Genomic DNA, 18,159 nt, shown 5'->3' on the forward strand with positions numbered 1-18,159 from the left:
CCGGCTACGCGGAGGTTTTCAATGAGTCAACGCGAATCCTTGACCTTCGCCTGAGCCGCCCATAACATGAACCCACTATCGCCGATCCGGTGCGATGTGGGTCGTATTGGGGTGTCGGTGAATCGCAAAATTGTCGGCGGGTTGTATGGCCGTGACGCTGAGTTGGCACTGATCAATCGGACACTTGAGCGCGTAAGCAGACGAGAAGCCGGTCCCGCGGGGGCAGTGATTATGCTCAGTGGCGCTAGCGGAGCGGGAAAGTCGGCACTGGCCGAGGCTGTGTTGGTGGCAGCGGAGCAACTCGGGTATGACTGCGTCCGCACGGCCTGCGAACCCTTCCACGAAGGGATGAGCTACTTCCCGGTGCGAGAGCTCGTACGGCAGATGGCGGACGGCCGTTCTGTGGGAGAAGTCGTTGCCGAGCAGTTCGGCGCCGGTTCGCCGGAGGTCGAGATGGCAGCCGTGAGCGAATCGATCTCTGCTGATCCGTCAAGCCGTAGAGAGGCCATCGTCGCTACCTTCACGAATGTGATCATGGGTGCCTATCGCAAAGGTGGCTCCTCACCGAAGCTATTGTTCATCGATGACCTCGAACATCTTGACGTCGGCAGCGCTGACGCACTGATCTGCCTGGTCTCGCGCCTGAGCGAAGGCCCCGTAGTAATTCTCGGGGCGTTTCGCTCCGACCGGGTCGCGGAGCCCGCACACCCAGTCCGTCCAGTCATCGCTTCGGCGCGACGCATGGAAGGGATCTACCAGAATCACGAGATCCGCGGTTTCGACGTCACGGGCTTCGGGGCGCTCGTGGAGTCGTTGCTCGGCGGTCCCACAAACCTGCCGGAGTCGGTCACCAAGAAACTCTACGAAGAGACCGAAGGCAATCCGCTCTTTACCCGGGAGCTAATCCGGATGCTCTGCTCCCCAGACCCGAGGTCCGGTCGAGTCTCATTGAGCCAGGTCGACGGGGTCTGGATGTTCAATGGAGACATTGGGTCCTGGGACATTCCCGACTCCGTGGAAGAGGTTATCGCCTCCCGTCTGAACCTGCTCGACGTCGAGGAACGGCACGAACTGGAGCTCGCCGCGGTCGTCGGCCGTCGATTCGCCTTCGCCGTACTTCACGGACTGATGGAAGCAGGCGAGGACGAACTCCTGCGCGACATGGAGAAGTTTCTCGACGTCGACTTGATCCGTGAGCTCCAGACAAGCGACGAATCCTTTGAGTTCTCACACGGCAAGATCCGCGACGTGCTCTACTCACAGCTGAGTGGATTGCGAAAGCGCCGGTTACACGCCCAGGTAGCCGACGTCATCTCCAATCTTCGCGCGAGCTCGAACGAGGACTGGGACGCCTTGATCGGAGAGCACTTGTATCTGGCCGCCAAGCACGCGGCTGCCTTCCCGTACCTCCTTAGAGCGGCACGCAACGCACAGGCCACTGGGGCGTCGGCTGAGGCCGCTGCGCTGTTCGGCAAAGTGCTGGAGTTTTCCGACGGAGTCGTGTTCGACGGGGACGACTCACGGGCCTCGATCCAACTCGAGCTCGTTAACTCCTATATAAGCGCTAGCGAGGTTGCAAATGCCGGGCGTCTGCTCGCCCAGCTGACCGGTAAAGAGAATCCTCCCTCAATCCGGACTGTGGCGCTGGGTTCGTGGGGTGACGTGCTGATATTCGAGGGGGAGATCGACCAAGCGCTCGAAGCCTACGAAGAGAGCCAACGGCTCGCGGAGGCGCTCGACGACACCGAAGCACTGTGCGAAGTGCATTGTGATTTGGCCGAACTTCACGGCCGCCAGTACGAACGGCAGGCGGGTATCGCACCAGGCAGCGCAGAAAATCATCGGGTCCAGTACGTCGCACATGTCGATAAGGCGTTTGCAATGCGCGGCGAGCTCGCTCCCGGCCCCCTGCGCGCCCGGGCACTGCGGAACAAGGCGAAGCTGTCGCGTGTGTCCGGCGACCTCTCGGTGGCCGAAAGCCTTTACCGTCAGGCTATCGACACCGTTGACAGCCGCGTGGCGAGTCACCGGTTCCTCATTCCCTACGCAAAGACGCTTCGGCGGGCGGGCAAGGCGGACGAAGCGCTTGACCACATCGAGCGTGTCATCTCGTGGAGCACTCAGGTCGGTTCCGCTCGGTCCCAGGCGATCGGGTGGCAATATAAGGCGACATTCCTCATGACTCTCGCGAGGGATGACGAATCCTTCTCTGAAGCGAATGCGACGGCGGAGCGCGCCCTGCACGGGCATCAATCAATTGGTTACGCGCAGGGTATTCGCGAGACTGAGATCGTTCTCGGGGAGATTGCGTTGCGAACCGGTGACCTCGAACGGGCGCTTGAGTGGTTCACTTCGGCTGCTGACGCGCGCGACCTTGGGCCGAACGACCTGCTGGAGGTGATTGCGATTGAGCTCGACGCCAACGGAGAGGAAGATCGCGCGGCCCTGATCCGCGATGCAATCGAAGCCGAGGCGGCCACGGCATGACGCGGCTGTGGACGAGGCTGCAATCGACTAGTCTCCCCGCACTGATCCTTATCGCCGTCATTTTCGTGGTTGGAATGGCAATGTGGGTCCTAGGCCCCACCGAAGGCAACAAGTTTTCCGACCTAGGGATCAATCTTGGCGTCGGCGCGGTGCTCGGCGTGGCCGTCCTGTACGTTGAAGCGCTGGTCGGTCGGGTCGAGGCGGAACGTGAGCGGCGTCTTGCTGAGGAACATCGGTTTGTTCAGACCCTCATTGCCGCTCCTGACTTGACTGAGATCCGTATCCCGGGCAGGAGCTTGGCGGGAATCATCCTCGCGGCGCGCGATCTGAGCGGCGGTGACCTCTCGTCTACGGACCTGGCCCGCGCAGACCTTCGCAGGTCGAATCTCTCAAGGGCTAACCTGAGCGGTTCTCACGCAGTCGGCCTGAATCTATATGGCGCCACCGTCGACGGTCTGAAGGCGCGAAGCGTCAACTGGACAGCGGCAAACCTTTCGCGTGTCGCCGGCTCGGATGCCGACTTCACTGAAGCCCGGATGGTGGACTCGTCTTTAACAGATGTCCGGCTACCACGAGCCGTACTCGAGGGCGCCGATTTGGAGCGAGCGGATCTGCGGCGTGCCGACCTGTCGGACTGCAGCGGCAGCGCAGTCGTTCTTCGCGGAGCAGATTTACGGGCCGCCAGTCTACGTAGGGCCTGTCTAAAGGGCGCCGACTTGCGAGACGCTGACTTGCGCGCGGCCGACCTGAGGAACGCGACGATCGAGACGCCCGACCTGCGTGGCGCTGACCTTCGCGATTGCAACGTCGAGGGGCTCGTCCTGCGTGAACCGATCGTCGACGATAGGACCCGACTGCCTGTTCTGACTCACACCTGACTCAATCAGTTCCTACCCGCACGAGGAGACCCAAGCCATGGCTATGTTCTGCACAGACATCGACGGTACATTGCTTAATCCGGACCGAACACTATCCCGGCGCACGATCGATGCTGTCCGGGCGATCCGTGCCGCGGGTCACGCCTTCGTCCTTTGTTCTTCGCGCATGCCTGAGTCCATGCGGATCCTCGAGCGGCTCTACGACGGTGACAATGAGCCGCTGATTGCCTACAACGGAGGGCTTGTGCTGTCCCGATCAGGCGCCATCGTGCATGACGTCGCCATCACGCCGGAGCATGCCCGGAAGATCGCGGAATACTGCTCCGAGGTCGACCTGCATGCGAGCTTCTTCGCCGGTGAGGACTGGCACGTCTGGGGCAACGATCCGTGGACCGCACGCGAGATCAATAACACCGGGGTGTCGCCGCGCTCGATGCGGTCAAATGAGTACATCTCCTCTGGCCGGGTCGATGTGCATCCGCCGCACAAGGTCATGTGCATGGGCGAGCAGTCCCTGGTTGACGGGATCGAGACGCTCCTCAGCACTGAGCCTGGTGTAGTCACCTACCGTTCGAAAGACACCTACCTAGAGATCGCCAACGCCGCATGCTCGAAAGGCCTTGGCGTCGAGGCCGCCGCCGAAGAACTTGGCTACGACAAAGGCGACTGCTACTTCTTCGGGGACAACTATAACGACATCCCGGCTTTCGCCTCCGTGGGAACCTCCATCGCAGTCGCGAACGGAAAGCAAGCTGTACTCGACGCCGCGACGGTCACCACCGCCCGCCACCACGATGATGGCGTCGCGGCCTACCTAGAGACTTGGCTCGCCGCGGCGGGAAGTTGATCGCCACACGCGGGTTTTTCCTTGGTTGGCCTTCGAGCGCACAAGCTGGTAGCGGGGATGTCGATCGTTCTCGAGCTGCCTATTTTCATCGTGGTGGGCGTGGGCGTGGGCGTGGGCGTGGGCGTGGGCGTGGCGGGCGAGCAGAAGGCGTCATCGGCGGCGCCGAGCGTGCGCTGGAGGCGCAAAAGACCCAATAGCGGCCATGCGTGTAGCATTTCCGATCCAGTCCTGCCTGACGGCTAGCATCAGGTCCATGCGTAAACATTTGGCCGCCCTTGGGGCGACGGCACTTCTCCTGGCCGGCTGCTCGGCACCTTCCACCCCGATCTCCAGCCAGCCTGCGTCGGCGGCACCGTCTTCGGTCGCTGCGGTATCGTCAATTGCATCCACACCGTCGGAGACGCCTACCGCAACACCCACTCCGGCACCGACCAAGGCCGCCGACGCGGCATCGATCGCTGCCTCCCTGAAGCCGAAGGTCGCCAGCATCACGAAGGTCACAACAGTGACCGAAGCGCTGGACTCGAACCATCTCCTTGGCCGGCCCAACCAGTACATCTCGGCCGCCTGGATCACCGACTCCGGGGCCACGGCAGGGGAGACCGGCATCGACGGGGGAGCGGTCGTCGAGGTGTTCGAGAACGCGGCCGACGCGAAGGCCCGCTCCGAATACATCCTGGGTGTCCTGAAAGAGATGGGCCCCGCTTACGGCACCGAATGGCACCACCTCAAAGGCACGGCTTTGCTGCGCGTCAGCGGCAAGCTCACGCCAACCGTCAACAAGCAGTACACCGCGGCATTCGGCTCCTGAACCCTCGTCCTACCCCGTCAAGAACCCCGGCCTCAGCTGCCGGGGTGTTGGCGTCCAGAGATAACCGCCGGACATCCGGCAGTTTCCCGTGGCTGCAAAAATCACGACCGTAACAGCCCGCTGACTTCCGTGTCGCGGACTGCCATCCAGTAATCGGACTCCGAACAATCAGGCACTTCTGGGGCTCAACATGAAGGACGGCAACTACCAGCCAGCATCGGGACCGTCCAGCCAGTATTAAGGGCACCCGTACCCGCTCAGGGATATGGCTTGCAAGTACCCCAAATGGACTGGAAGCGCCCTGGTGGTCATTACCTGAAAACAATCGAAAAGGGTGCCTGGCCTAAGGGTCAGGCACCCTTTTCGCTGGCGGAAAGGCAGCGAAACTTACAGAGGCAGTCTGTCAACGAGGTTGCTGCAAGATGGACGGGCACTACTTGCGGACCTCACCCGCCAGCTGCGATGACTTAGGTGGGGTTCCTGTCCGACCGCGGGTAGCCGGCCGTTATGGCAGGGGTGTAGCCCACCAATCACAGGGTCAGCCGCACTGGAGCTTGTTTTCACCCGACTCCCGGGAATTGCTCAGCAGGCGACCGTAGTAGGCGGTACCAGAGATTACCTTGCACGCGGCATCCTCGCTCGACTCTTCGGAGTAGACCACATAAACATATGCACTCTCGCTGTTTGCTGTCGAAGGACCAGTGAAGGCCCGGCAACTGAGGTCGGTTCGCATGTATGAAGACCCGGGGTGCGTGTCGAGAAGTTTCTGGACGGCGCCGGCGTTCGTCGCACTGTGCCATGACGTGCCGTAGACGATCATGACGTTTTCGTCACATGCCGGATAGGAAATCGGCACGCTGAGACCCAGGTCCCCTGGCGAGCTCAAAGACGATGCGTTGCCGGCCTCCCACTCGGTGGTCGGTTCAGTGAACGTCTTGGACGTCGTTGTGATGGTGACCGTTCCCTGTCCGTACGAATACTCAGTGCCGTCCGGCGCGGTGGCGCTGAACGAGTTGGTCTCGGACCGCGCCGGCAGGGTGACATTGCCGCCCACGTCGTTCGCCATGCTGATGAGTGTCGGGGATCCGTCAATCGAGCACAGGGCCCCGCGATATGTGGCAGAACCCGCTAGCCAGAGGAGCACTCCGCGGTTCTGGCAGTAGGCCCGGTCCGCGTCGCTGACCGGGGACGACGAGGCCGGCTGGGCCACTGCAGCGGGCCCGTCGGCGGCAGGGGCTGAGCTGAATTGCGGGACCGCGTATGAAGCATCCGAGCCGGAGATGGGCTGGGAACTGTCCGCCGGTGCCGAATAGTAGGGCTGCGGGGTGCTGTTGTAGTACGGCGTGGGGGCGGCGTAGACCCCGTCGCCACTCGCGAAAGACCTCGTTGCGGCGTTCTGGGCGTTCAACGCCATCACCCAGAACACGCCTAGGGCGGTGAGCGCCGCTACGACTGAGAGGTAGGAGATCCAAAGGCCTGCGAGGGCAAGGCCGCGCCCTCCCTCACCCGTCCGCTTGATCTGGCTCAGTGCTACGTGGCCGAAGATGATCGATAAAAGCGTCACGAAAAAGGAAAGGACAAAGGACGCAATCGCGAAGGGGTTCGTCCTGGTGGGCAGCGCTCCATACCCTTGGGGGGCATAGCCGTGAAGGCTGGGCTCAAAGTGGTCGTTGTGCATGGTTCAGTACCCCCTGTAGGAAACGGCTGCGACAATCATTGCGGTGAGGACAATGGCGAGTAGCGCGGTCCCGGCGTAGCCAAGGATGAGGCCTGCGGTTGCCAGGCCGTTCCCCTGTTCCCCGGTGCGCCTGATCTGCGCCTTGGCCAGGTGGCCGAAAATGATGGCCAGAATGGACCCGCCGACCAACCCAAGGATCAGAGCTGTGATGGCGAAACCGTTCGTGCCGGTGTGCAGGGGTGCGGGACGGTACACCGACGCCCTGTACTCAGCCGTCTGAACGGGCGACGCGGCGGGTTCGATGCCGGCAGCACGGCGTTCCGCAATCGTCATGCGGCCGTCCCGCCTTGAGGAGGCAGCGGGAGCGACGCTGTCCCCTGAAGGCGTCTTGATTGTTGTTCCGCAGGTACTGCAGGAGCTCGCCGATGAGGCGTTGGGCGTGTGGCAGTTCGGGCAGTTCATAAGGTTCCCCCATGTGTGATGTCCGCGGCGGGTCGAAGCTCCCGCGCGAGTTGTACTGAGAATCCACGGGCAGGGCATTCCCGGTCAAGCGAATGTACGTACATGGCCCCTAATGTTTCGCTCGACGGGCACCCCCCGCTACCCGGACTGCACCGCAACGTATGCAGCGCCGCCGCCGGCTGCGGACGGCTCAGGTGATGATGCGGAACGGCATCGGGTAGCGGTACGGCTCGCCCTTGTTGGCGGCCACACCGGCAAGGATCGAGAACACTATCAGGGCCACCCAGAGGCCGAGCATCGCCAGGCTGAACAGCAGGCCGATGAACGGGATCAGGGAGAAGACGATGCAGACCAGGTTGGCCGCGGCGATGGTGATTTGGAAGTTGAGCGCCTCGGCTGCTTCCTGCCTTGCGAACCGTCCCCTGTCTTTGAAAACCAGGTAGATCACCAGGGCCGGGACGAAGCCGGTAACTCCTCCCAGGTGAGCGAACGTCGCCCACTGTTTGTCCTCATAGGGGTTCAGTTGGTGCGACGGCGGGGCCACCGCCGGCCGGTAAAGGGTGCCGCTCCAGGCAGCTTCTGGGGGTGCCGGCTGATAGGGCGGTGCCGGCGGCTGCTCAGGGTATGACTCGGGCGTCTGGTTGCTCATCGTGTGTCCTGTTCAGGTCGTGTTTGCGAGTTCAGTGTTCACAGCTACCTGATACAGGTCGTTACCCTCCCCTCAGGTAGGACTGAGATTAGAGCCGCTGCCTCAGGATCACATCAAGATTCCGGATTGTGTCGTTCGATTGCACGTTTGCATCCCGCGTCCCCTTGTTCGGTCCTGTCGGCGCTAGTTAGGATCGGCGGCACGCTCTGGATCTGGAGCGGGGTGGTATTTCCTGGTGCTGGCTGCTGCTTGCGAGCGAACGGGCGCCAGAGCCGGAGTCGCCGGGGCGTGCTGCGAGCCGGGACCTAGGACAATGCGGCCCGAACGTGGTCAGAGAATTTCTTCAGCGTGGGGTAGCCGGCGGCATCCTTGGGTCCGATCGGGATAAACACCAGCAAGGTCGCTTGGCTTGTCAGGTACGTGCCAGGCACGAGCAGGACGGTGTTGTCCCTGTCGCCTTCTGCTTGGCTGAATACGATCCCAAAATTCATGACGTCCAGGAAACCGGAACGTTTCACGGTGTAGGAGATGGACTTGTTGGAGTCGACTTCCAGTTCACTGACTTTCGTCAGTGTTCCGGAGGCCCTTGCGGCGGCTTCAAGTCCGAGGGCGCGGATCTGGTCAAAGGACTTGGGCGTGTGAAGGATGAGCTTTGTTGCCTGGATCTTGTCGTCGATGGCTGCCATGGTCTGTTCCTGTCCGTCAGTTTGGGGAGTGGCGCGGAGCGTGTGCACCCAGGGGCAAGGAATCCAGCGGCCCCCCATATTTTGCCGCTGGGTTCCGGGCCCGGGTGTGGTGAAGTCGGCTAGAGGCGCTTCATCGAATACAGGCGTGTGCCGGAAACGTCGTACACGGTCGCTGAGTCGTTGCCGCTGAATTCGACCTGGTACGACGCTTCGTTGGGCGGCTGCGTGACGACGAGGGAGTACCGGCCGTTTGTCCCCTTTTTGTCGGACAGGGAGCACGACATGCCGCCGCCGATGTCCAGCGGTTTGCCGCCGGAGTAAAACATGCCGCGGCAGGCACCCGCGTCGTTGATGACCTTCGTGCCGCTGCCGTCATCCGCTGACCAGTTGCCTGTCAGTTCCGGTGCTCCGCCACAGCCCGTCAACACCAGGCCGGCTCCGATGAGGACGGTGGCTGTGGCCAAAGACCTGAGTGTTTTCCTTGGCGAGACCATGGACTGCCTTTCGGTTGGTGGAGCCCCGGCTCGGGGCACGCTCCGAGACTAGATCGGCAACGCCGTGCCGTACCGGCTGGTGAGGGGATCGGGCCTCGGTTGTCACCGGAACTGTGGACATGCGCGGGCTTCATGACACATACAGAACATGTGGCGCGTCACAGTTGGAACAATTCCGGCCGAACCTCAAACTGATCCTCATCGGAGCTGTCCGATCGCAGAAGGGGGCAATGGGGTTGGAAACAGTACGCGCTGGAATCATTGACGATCACGAGGCGGTGCGGGTCGGCTTCGCCCTGTCCGCCGGCAGGGAAGCGGCAACCAGGACACCGCGAGTGACAGTGTTAGGAGCTGCGCCCAGCGTTGATGCCTTCCTCGGGGCGCTGGGGAAAGCTTCCCGGCCCAGCGATGTCGTTGCCTTGGACCTGTCACTGGCGGACGGCTCCCAGCCCGGTGGGAACGTCGCCAAACTGACGGCCGCGGGGTACAAAGTGCTCGTGTTCACCCTCGGGGACAACGTCGGACAGATCCAGGACGCCCTCGCGAACGGGGCCATGGGAGTCTCCTTGAAGTCTGAGCCCATCGCGGAGACGTTCGCCAAGCTGCGACGAATAGCTGCCGGCGAAACGATCGACAGCCAGGAGCTGGCCGCAGCGATCGAGGTCGACTCCGACTTCGTCGCAGCCAACCTCTCGGACCGTGAACGCGAATGCATTGCCTTGTACGCGGCCGGCCTCGGCCAGTATCAGGTGTCAAGGCGGATGAACATCGCCGAGAGCACCGTGAAGAAAAACATCGACCGGATCCGGGAAAAGTACGAAGCGGCAGGCCGCCCCGCCAACACCAAAATCGACCTCTACATCCGGGCGGTTGAAGACGGCATCCTGCCGCCGGTACTCCCGCTGCGGAAGCGCTGAGCGTGCTGACACCCTCATTGGCCGGTATCTCGGCCCTGGACACCCACCGCCTCATGGGTCGCGGCATCGCAGCGTTCGCCCTCCTCCTGCTGCTCCAGGCCTCCGGCTCCATAGTGGGCCAGTCCGCCTTCGCGGCCGGCTGGTGGAACACCATCTTCCTGGGGCTCTTCCTGGCCCTTGTCGCGGCATTCGCGGCCGCCTCAGGCCGCGGCCGCGGCCTGACCTCGACTGCCGGAGCTTTGGCATCCCTCGTCCTGGCAGGCCTGGCGTTGTGGCCGCTGGCGGTTCCCCCGACCGTCCCGGAAGGCTTCGGAACTCCCTGGCTGTGGGCCATGATCAATGTCGGTGCTGCCTGGTGCGCCTTTAGCTTCGGCACTCGAATCGGCTGCATCTACACCCTCGTGATCGGGGCCGTATTCACAATGGTCAGGACGACCCCGGAGGGCGGCTCGGCCAGCCTGCAGGTGGCTTTGGAGGATGCCCTGTTCGCCACGGTGCTGGGGCTCATCATCTGCGTGACCATCGGCATCCTCCGTCGTGCCGCCGCGCGCGCCGACACCGCCGCCGAGCAGGCCATTGAACAATACCGGGAGGCTGCGTCAGCGACGGCACTCAGCAACGAGCGGCTCCGGCTCGATGGGCTGCTTCACGACTCCGTCATGACGGCGTTGCTGACCGCGTCACAGGCCGGATCCGTGGAGGAACGGGACGCCAGCGCCCGGCTGGCCCAAAGCGCCCTGCAAAGGCTCGAGCAGCAGGGGACGGCGGCCTCAGAGGCGGGACCGGCCACCCTTGCCGAAGTCGCCGCGCGCATCCGCTTCACAGCCGGAACCGGCACCAGCGAACCCGTCGTCAACGTCGTGTGCGAGTCTCCTGAACACCTGCTCCTGCCGGGCGATGTGGTTCGGGCTGTTTTCGAAGCAACCACAGAGGCGATCAATAACGCGGTCCGCCACTCGAGGGCGAGCCGTTGTGAAGTCACCCTGACCGGCCACCGGGCGGCCGGGACAGCGAAGATCGCTGTCTCCGTCAAAGACAATGGCACCGGGTTCGACCCGGGCCTCGTCTCGGACCGTCGGCTCGGTATCCGCGTTTCCATCATCGGACGTATGGAAGCCGCCGGTGGTTCGGCGACCATCATCACCCCGCCTCTCGGCGGAACCGAAGTCCGCCTCACATGGGAAGGAGCGGAGGCATGATCCGCGCCATCTCAACCAAAGTCATGACCGTCTTGTGCATCGTCTTCGTCGCCGTGCACATCACCCTGGGCCTCCTCGCCCTCGACATGGTCTCCTCCCCGGGGCCGGTCTACCTGGCGATGGCCATCTACCTGGCAGGCATCGCCGTCGTGCTCAAGCCGAGCCCTGGCCGCCTCCCCCTGACATCAGGCATCACCGCCCTGGCGGCAACCGTCGCGGTCATCGTCCTCGTCGACAACGTCCTGCCCACAGACAGGTGGCCCGGCTACGCCTCCTGGCACCTGGCCGCCACATACACAATGCTGGTCGCCGTCAACATCCGAGGCAGGGTCCTGCTCTCTTGGATCGGGGTACTGCTCTCCGTCATCCTCACCACCGTGTGGGCGTCAGGGGCATCCATGGGTCTGGTCGGCGGCCTCATGCTGAACATCGCCACCGTTGGCTGGGTCCTGGTCAGCACTGGGATCGGCCACCTGCTGCGCACCAACGACCACAAAGTCGGCCAGTACCGTGCCGACGCCGAGGCCGCTGCCGACTGGCACGCTGCCGAACAGGCGCTGCATGTCGCGCGCACCCAATGGCTCGAACACGTCCGCGAAGTCGCCGGGCCTGCCCTGGCCCGCATCGCCGACCCCAACCACACCATTAGCGACGCCGAACGCCAGGAACTCCAGCTCGCCGAAGCCCAATTCCGCGACGAGATCCGCGGCCGCGTCCTGGCCACCGCTGAGGTCGTCGAAGCTGCCCGGAAAGCACGGGAACGCGGTGTGACCGTCCAGCTTCTGGATGACCGCCGCCAGGACCTGACGCCGCGCATGCTGGCCGCCGTCTCCGAGCGCGTCGTCAACATCCTCAACCAGGCCCGCGCCGGCACCGTCACCGCCCGTGCCAGGCCACAGGGCGGCGACCTCGCGGTGACCATTTTCGCCTCGACCCCGGACAACCCCGACGAGCCGACGTTCATCGAGTTCGCAGACCGTTCCCCGGACGCCTGAGCCGGACACCCGTCACATAAGGAGACGGGTGTACGCCCTTCCGGGGACACTTCGGCCCTCGCGGCCCAGTCTCCATGCCTCACCCCTCTGTCGCATGCCTAGGATCCAGCATGGATTCGGGCCGCTGAGCCTTGTCCACGGGACTGGGGGCAATCCGGCACACAGTCCTTCGCTGCCGGAGGGACCGCATGAACACCTTCATCACCATCTGCTACATCGCCAACGCGGCCATCTTCTTCTACGCGCTGACCCGCCCCTCCGGCATGTGGCTGGCCGCCGACCGGAACCGGGGTTTCTGGATTACGACGCTAGCCATCTGCGGCATCCTCGGCGCTGCAGGCCTGGCCGCCGACGCGGCCTTCCTCCTGCTCGTGTTGCCGCGGCTGCTTGGCAGCGGAAGTACCGCAGTCTCCGAGGACCCGAGGGTCCGTCCCAACCCATTCGTGAAGAACTGATCGGAGCACACTGTGGTTTACAACCCGCTGGCCATCACCGAACCCGGGGAGCCCGAGTCGTTCGCGTACCCCAGCATCAGCCGAAACCTCAGTCTGATCTGGGAAGACCTGGACGGGGACATCATCGGGCCCATCCACGCCTCCGCCGCGGAAGTCCACATCTACGATCCCGCCAGCGGGCGGTTCCGCAAGGCAGCCGGCGTGGATGAGGTGCGGATCGATTGCTATGTCACCGACTCCCGCTTCGCCATGGTCTGTTCCAACTACGACAAAGGCGGCGGCTGGGTCGGGGGAGGCGCAGCCCTGCTGCTGAACGCTGGCAGCAAACTCCTCGCGGCCGGTCGAAGCCGCGGCAAAGCCCTCGCCGGGCACCTGCGCTACCCCTGGCTGGACTCCATCCTTTTCCAACCGCGGTACGGAGTCCTCACGGCCGAGACCCTCAGGCTCGCCTTCAACTCCGAAGGCAGCGCCATGTACCTGCAGCTGACCTTGGACAAGAGCACCGACACCGCTGCACTCGCCCACGACCTCATGAAACGCACCGTCGCCTACCGGAAGGCAGACACCCACCCTCTCGACGAGGAGGAAATGGACGCCTTGAACGCTTTGCTCCAGGCCGGCCCCGCACCATTGCCAGAGAAAGGCACGATGGCGGCCTACAAGTTACCCAGCAGTTGGCCTGCAGGCGCCGCCGCCCAATACGCACCACCCACGCTGCCGCCGGCGCCTCCCACGACCCACGGAGCAGCAGGAACCCACTAGTACCCCCAACTGAAAGGTCTCCCATGAACGCCAAGCGAATATTCACCGTCATCGGCATCATTTTGGTCGCCATTGGCATCTTCAAAGTCTCCATCCTGGGCTACTACCCCCGCGAAGCACCGCTCTTCATCGGCATCCTCGTCGTCGGCGCCGTATGCGCCTTCATTGGCCACAAGCTTCCGTCCAAGTAGCACGTTCCTTTACCGCCCGCCTACCGAGGAATCCCCATGCCCGCAATCGCATCACCCGTCCGCCACGGCCGTGTCCTGGCCACCGCAGCCGTCGCCATCGTGGCGGCCGCCAGCCTCACCAGCTGCTCCAACCCAGGAGCCATGACATGCGACGAGTACGCCGCCCTGTCCACCGGGGAACGCCTCAAAGTGGAAAGGGAGCTGCTAATTGCTCACGACCTGGAGCCCAACAACATGGGCAATTCTCTAGGGGTGTCGCAAGCTGTCGACTCGTACTGCGGCCTGAACGGTGTAACGGACAAGGAGCCAGCGGCAAAAGCAAATCGCAACAATCCGCTCGAGAACGCCGTCAACTGGTCAGCCAAACGGTGGTGATCGTGGCCATGAATATGGTGCCCTCACCGGCGCCCTAGAAATCCCCTATTACAAAGCCGCTGGACTCACCAGCAAACCCATTACAGAAAGAGCACACCATGTCAGAACAGCCACCAACCCTGAACCAGACCATCAACTCTTCGGTTCCCCGCGTCCGCCGCAAGCCCCGCTACATCCTTGGGACTTTCTGGATGCTGATCGGCGTAGCCAGCCTCATCTTCGCCTTCACGTCCTCGGCCTCAGGACACCTAAACGGCCTGTGGGCCGGCCCGTTGCTCATCGCGTATGCCGTTTACCTTTACCGGGGTGGTCGCTGGGGCTTCTTCATCTTTTGACTTGATCGGCATCACCGTGGCCCGATCATTTTGCACGGGCTACGGTGAAGCCATTTCCAATAATGAAATCGTCTTCGTCCCCCGTGCGGCACGAACACGGCTGATCGATAGAGGGGGACACCATGCGCACCGATTCAGATGGAAGTGGCCCGGGGGTTGACCATGGCCCGCGGTGGAAACCGCGATTGAAACAGGCAGGAACGCCGGGCTCAGGCCCCGGACGTGGCCGCCGATCACCGCGGTGGCTGCGGCTCAGCTCGGCCATCCTCATGCTCAGCCTCGCGTCGTTGTTCGCAGGTCTCATTTTGGGCTGGGTCGCGCGCGGGGTGCTAATCCCTGGCCCAGGGACAGAAGCAGCCAATCCGGGCGAGTCAGCTCCGGCCCCAGCCGTTGCAGCCGAGATGCTGCCCATGCCAGATGTCCGGGGTCTGAGTGAAGCTGACGCGCGACAGGTTCTCGCGGATGCAGGGTACAGCCAGTCCCTGGTGAAGATCGCCAAGGTTCCGTCTGTCGTGTCCGCGGGTACGGTCGCTGCCCAAGACCCGGTTGCAGGTACGGAGACGCCGGCTTCGATCACGCTTTCCCTGCCGTCCCCGGCGAAGATGCCCCAACTTGCTGGGAAACCAATAGATGAAGCGACGAAGGCACTCACCGCAATGGGAGCACAGCCCTCGCTGAAACGAATTTACGACCCCGGGGCCAAAACAGGAACAGTGCTCACGACAACCCCCGCTGCCGGCGCTCTCCTTAATGCCACGCCTGCATTGACTGTTGCGGGTGCAGCAAGCAGTGTTCCTCTGTCCTCCCTGAAAGCCACCGGAGACTGTGGAGCCGTTAGCTCCGGGACCGTCAATGGAACTGCCGTCACGGACGGCGTGAGATGCAGTGCACGCAAAGAGGCTGAAACTACTTTTTGGATACTCGGACGCAAAGCGGCGCAGTTAAAGGCGACAGTCGGCATAGACGACACGGAACCTGAGGAGAGTCGGGTGCATGTCCGCATACTCGCCGACGACAAGGTGGTGCTCGACCGTGAACTCGGGTACGGCGAAAGCGCGAACCTGGACGCGGATGTTGCCGGCGCTCTCCGTTTGGACATCGAGGCGACTAAAGTCGGCGGCAGCGAGAGCTTCAGCAGCGAGTCCGTCCTGCTTGGAAACGCGGTTCTTCTCGGCTCAGCAGACGCAATATCGGCATTGGGGTCAACACCATGAACCGCTTGCATCGTCTGGTGGGCCTGCTGTGCATTGCTTCGCTCTTCCTTACCGTGAACGCCCCGGCCGGGGCAGCCACTCAGGTCCCGGCGCCGCCCGCACAATCGACTCCAGGTAATTCACCTGCACAGTTTCGTCCTGGTAGTTCTGATGTGCTGATCCTCCTTGACACGTCCGGTTCCATGGCGGACAAGGACAGCAAAGGAGTCGTGAAAATCGGGGCCGCGAAAACCGCTATTCTCCAACAGGTGCAGGAAGTACCACCGACGGCAAGGCTTGGTCTCATGACCTATCCGGCGGGGTCTGCAAACGGGTCCTCCCAATGCCCGTCCGCCAAACTCAGGCTTCCCGTCAGCACTTCCTCGATCAGCGAGATGGGCGCCGCGCTGGCGGCCCTTCCTAAGCCCGATGCAGGAACACCCACCAGTGACGCCATGCTGGATGCTGCCGACTATCTCAAGAGCGAAGGACTGACTGATGTCACGATCGTCCTGGTCTCCGATGGCGAATCAAACTGCGGTGATAGCCCTTGTGAGACAGCGAAGAAACTGAAGGCCGAAAACGTCAATGTCACCGTGAACACCGTCGGTTTCGACATCAGTACCAGCGGCCAGTCGGAACTCGAATGCGTTGCCGCCGCTTCCGGCGGTGTATATGTCACGGCCCAGGACTCAGCCCAGCTAACCCAGGTCCTGAAAGAGCAGCTCGGCAAGGGACTAAGCGTCAGCGTTGTGGCACCGGCTGAGCCCGTCCCGATGTATGAGGAGACTTTCGCGGTCGGGGTTACAGTCTCCGTCGCTAAAGGCCACCGCGCCTCAAACGTCCAGCTGCAGGTCCGGGACACGGACGCATCGTCGGGGTCTTCCGTCAAGCGGCCAATCATGATGCTTGGCAACATGGGATCGAATGCCAGCATCCCCACCAAGTGGCTTGTCAGGCCGCCGACCAATCCGAAGCTCGACCACTCCACCTTCCGAGTGACAGTCACAGCTGACGGGCTGACAGCCGAGAAAAAGGAATTCCAAGTCACCTACAGGCATGACCTACCCGCCGGGGCGAACCTCAATGGGAGTTTGAAAGATTTCAAGAACGTACTTGTGCTGGGGGACTCCTATTCGTCGGGGGAGGGCGCCGGCACCGCGGACAGGCCGTACTTCCAGACTGCTGAGCAAGCCTCCGCTTGCCATAGGACGAAGAACCAGTACGCCAACTGGCTCTATAGCCCAGAGCAGGTCCGCATCTTGGCGTGCTCCGGTGCCGTCAGCCGGAACATTTACGCGAGCGGCCAGAACGGAGAGGCCAGTCAGCTGGCCCAGGTTAAGGACATACTCAAGACCGGCTACCGGCCGGACGCGATCTTTCTCAGTATCACCGGTAACGACATACATTTTGCCGACATAGCAAACAAGTGCGCCATGAGTGCACTGTTGGCCGCACCCACAGCCCCCGTATCGGGCGGTGATCCCTTGGCGTCCTGCCCGGCAAGTCCGAAATCCGGCGCCGCCTATGTAGAAATTCGCGGGCTGGTGGATTCCGTACCGGAATATGTGGCCAACGTTCTGGACCACACCAGCCAGGTATTCGCGGAGTCGCGCCTGCAAGTCCCTCCGATAATCGTCTTAAAGTATCCTCAGCTCTTGGCCCGGGACGCCGACTCTCCGCTTCGCTGCAACGGAACGCACCGCTTCCAAACGGGAACGCTCAGCGCCGCCTTTAGAGACTTCTCGACGCTGCAGGCGTTGCTAAATAATGCAGTGGAGGTAGGTGTCGCTTCCAGTACCAGAAAGGGGATTCCGGCTTACATCGCCTCAATAGAACGAGCCATCCCGGCTTCGCATAACATGTGCTCCGCCGATCCCTGGTTTGTGCCCGTTACATTGGCAGGGGCCTACAAGCATTCACCCGAAATGCTTCATCCAAATGCGGCGGGGCACCAAGCTATGGCGGCGGCGCTAAACTCATGGGCGTCGTCCGCGGGAGCGGTTAAGGGCAGCATGGTCAACTCTGAAAGTGTGCCAGCATGGCAGAGTGCGACCGTCCAGTGGTGGCCCACCGAATCTGAGATTGATGTCCCCTTAGATCAGCCAAACACTATTCGACAGCCGCAGGTGGACGCTTATGGGAGAACCGTCATTACCGTCACCGGTGGGGACCCTTTCACGGGCACGACGATTTACGTGAAGTCCAAGCCGATTGTCCTGGGACACGTGGAACTGGACGAAAATGGAAGGGGCTCCTTGACGGTCGATCTGCAAGCGACGGACCTTCCGCCGGGACACCACACTATTAACGTTCTGGGAACTGCAAAGGGCGGCAAGCCCGTAGTCGGCACTGTAGCCATCTCGATTCCACAGCCATTCCCCTTAGCTCTCTGGATATTCGGGGTCGCCGCAATTCTGCTAGGCCTGGCGGCATGGCGGATGCTTGCAGGGGCGCGGGCTCGACCTCTAGCTGCCACGGGGTCATGAGAGGAACCGGCGTTTTACTCAGGGCGGCCTGCCCGTCCTACCGGACAGCATTCGTTCCCGACATCCCTGGGGAGGTCGTTGCCGGGCGATCATGCCTTGCTGGCAGTCGCAAACTCTAGTTCTATGGGAACGTCCGTCTCCTCCACGGCCAAGCACCCTTTCGTTGTCAGTCCTGTCTCATAAAGTCGGTCTCACCGCAGTGTCTCAGAACGCCTTATGAGAATTGAGACAGACAAAGGCAGGGCCATGAAGCGCG

At 62.6% G+C, this 18,159-nt stretch carries 19 protein-coding genes; 14 read left to right on the top strand and 5 right to left on the bottom strand.

What is annotated here, in order from left to right:
• The first annotated feature begins 66 nt into the window (after nt 1-66).
• The 4 genes from ACFTSA_RS07520 (at nt 67) to ACFTSA_RS07535 (ending at nt 5,023) form a co-directional block, all read left to right on the top strand.
• Nucleotides 67-2,487 (top strand): ATP-binding protein, encoded by a 2,421-nt coding sequence (locus tag ACFTSA_RS07520; RefSeq protein WP_377950662.1) that lies wholly within the window; start codon nt 67-69, stop codon nt 2,485-2,487.
• Nucleotides 2,484-3,365 carry a pentapeptide repeat-containing protein gene (locus ACFTSA_RS07525; RefSeq protein WP_377950663.1) on the top strand — a complete coding sequence of 294 codons (882 nt, stop codon included), beginning with the start codon at nt 2,484-2,486 and terminating at the stop codon, nt 3,363-3,365. Before ACFTSA_RS07520 ends, ACFTSA_RS07525 begins: the two co-directional genes overlap by 4 nt.
• A gap of 43 nt (nt 3,366-3,408) precedes the next feature.
• On the top strand, nt 3,409-4,212 hold the full coding sequence (locus tag ACFTSA_RS07530; RefSeq protein WP_377950892.1) for a Cof-type HAD-IIB family hydrolase: 804 nt from the start codon (nt 3,409-3,411) through the stop codon (nt 4,210-4,212).
• A 253-nt stretch (nt 4,213-4,465) separates the two neighbouring features.
• Entirely contained in the window at nt 4,466-5,023 is a 558-nt protein-coding gene (locus ACFTSA_RS07535; RefSeq protein ID WP_377950664.1) for a hypothetical protein, read from the top strand.
• A gap of 538 nt (nt 5,024-5,561) precedes the next feature.
• Here the strand turns inward: ACFTSA_RS07535 and ACFTSA_RS07540 are convergent.
• From ACFTSA_RS07540 to ACFTSA_RS07560, 5 genes are all read right to left on the bottom strand, one after another.
• Nucleotides 5,562-6,701, bottom strand: coding sequence for a DUF4190 domain-containing protein (locus tag ACFTSA_RS07540; RefSeq protein ID WP_377950665.1), 1,140 nt, complete (start codon nt 6,699-6,701; stop codon nt 5,562-5,564).
• Between the two features lie 3 nt (nt 6,702-6,704).
• Nucleotides 6,705-7,034: a DUF4190 domain-containing protein gene (locus ACFTSA_RS07545; protein ID WP_377922906.1), complete on the bottom strand. Its 330-nt coding sequence runs from the start codon at nt 7,032-7,034 to the stop codon at nt 6,705-6,707.
• A gap of 319 nt (nt 7,035-7,353) precedes the next feature.
• Nucleotides 7,354-7,812, bottom strand: coding sequence for a DUF4870 domain-containing protein (locus tag ACFTSA_RS07550; protein ID WP_377922908.1), 459 nt, complete (start codon nt 7,810-7,812; stop codon nt 7,354-7,356).
• Between the two features lie 305 nt (nt 7,813-8,117).
• Nucleotides 8,118-8,498 carry a hypothetical protein gene (locus ACFTSA_RS07555; RefSeq protein WP_377950666.1) on the bottom strand — a complete coding sequence of 127 codons (381 nt, stop codon included), beginning with the start codon at nt 8,496-8,498 and terminating at the stop codon, nt 8,118-8,120.
• A gap of 119 nt (nt 8,499-8,617) precedes the next feature.
• On the bottom strand, nt 8,618-8,962 hold the full coding sequence (locus ACFTSA_RS07560; RefSeq protein WP_377950667.1) for a hypothetical protein: 345 nt from the start codon (nt 8,960-8,962) through the stop codon (nt 8,618-8,620).
• A gap of 260 nt (nt 8,963-9,222) precedes the next feature.
• On the opposite strand from ACFTSA_RS07560, the gene ACFTSA_RS07565 reads away from it, so the two are divergent.
• The 10 genes from ACFTSA_RS07565 (at nt 9,223) to ACFTSA_RS07610 (ending at nt 17,903) form a co-directional block, all read left to right on the top strand.
• On the top strand, nt 9,223-9,909 hold the full coding sequence (locus ACFTSA_RS07565; protein ID WP_377950668.1) for a LuxR C-terminal-related transcriptional regulator: 687 nt from the start codon (nt 9,223-9,225) through the stop codon (nt 9,907-9,909).
• A 2-nt stretch (nt 9,910-9,911) separates the two neighbouring features.
• The gene (locus ACFTSA_RS07570) at nt 9,912-11,108 is read left to right on the top strand and encodes a sensor histidine kinase (RefSeq protein ID WP_377950669.1); all 1,197 of its coding nucleotides are present in this window, start codon (nt 9,912-9,914) and stop codon (nt 11,106-11,108) included.
• Complete coding sequence (locus ACFTSA_RS07575) at nt 11,105-12,103, top strand: hypothetical protein (protein WP_377950670.1); 999 nt, start codon at nt 11,105-11,107, stop codon at nt 12,101-12,103. Before ACFTSA_RS07570 ends, ACFTSA_RS07575 begins: the two co-directional genes overlap by 4 nt.
• Before the next feature lie 188 nt (nt 12,104-12,291).
• Nucleotides 12,292-12,558, top strand: coding sequence for a hypothetical protein (locus tag ACFTSA_RS07580; RefSeq protein ID WP_377950671.1), 267 nt, complete (start codon nt 12,292-12,294; stop codon nt 12,556-12,558).
• Nucleotides 12,559-12,570: 12 nt separating this feature from the next.
• Nucleotides 12,571-13,320 (top strand): hypothetical protein, encoded by a 750-nt coding sequence (locus tag ACFTSA_RS07585; RefSeq protein WP_377950672.1) that lies wholly within the window; start codon nt 12,571-12,573, stop codon nt 13,318-13,320.
• 23 nt (nt 13,321-13,343) lie between these two features.
• Nucleotides 13,344-13,511 (top strand): hypothetical protein, encoded by a 168-nt coding sequence (locus tag ACFTSA_RS07590; RefSeq protein ID WP_377922877.1) that lies wholly within the window; start codon nt 13,344-13,346, stop codon nt 13,509-13,511.
• Between the two features lie 36 nt (nt 13,512-13,547).
• Complete coding sequence (locus ACFTSA_RS07595; RefSeq protein ID WP_377950673.1) at nt 13,548-13,886, top strand: hypothetical protein; 339 nt, start codon at nt 13,548-13,550, stop codon at nt 13,884-13,886.
• Between the two features lie 98 nt (nt 13,887-13,984).
• Nucleotides 13,985-14,221 carry a hypothetical protein gene (locus tag ACFTSA_RS07600; protein ID WP_377950674.1) on the top strand — a complete coding sequence of 79 codons (237 nt, stop codon included), beginning with the start codon at nt 13,985-13,987 and terminating at the stop codon, nt 14,219-14,221.
• A 410-nt stretch (nt 14,222-14,631) separates the two neighbouring features.
• The gene (locus ACFTSA_RS07605) at nt 14,632-15,435 is read left to right on the top strand and encodes a PASTA domain-containing protein (RefSeq protein WP_377950675.1); all 804 of its coding nucleotides are present in this window, start codon (nt 14,632-14,634) and stop codon (nt 15,433-15,435) included.
• The gene (locus ACFTSA_RS07610) at nt 15,432-17,903 is read left to right on the top strand and encodes a VWA domain-containing protein (RefSeq protein WP_377950676.1); all 2,472 of its coding nucleotides are present in this window, start codon (nt 15,432-15,434) and stop codon (nt 17,901-17,903) included. Before ACFTSA_RS07605 ends, ACFTSA_RS07610 begins: the two co-directional genes overlap by 4 nt.
• Nucleotides 17,904-18,159 lie beyond the last annotated feature (256 nt).

Origin of the sequence: Arthrobacter sp. NPDC057013 (assembly GCF_042674585.1) — a bacterium.
Classification (GTDB): domain Bacteria; phylum Actinomycetota; class Actinomycetes; order Actinomycetales; family Micrococcaceae; genus Arthrobacter.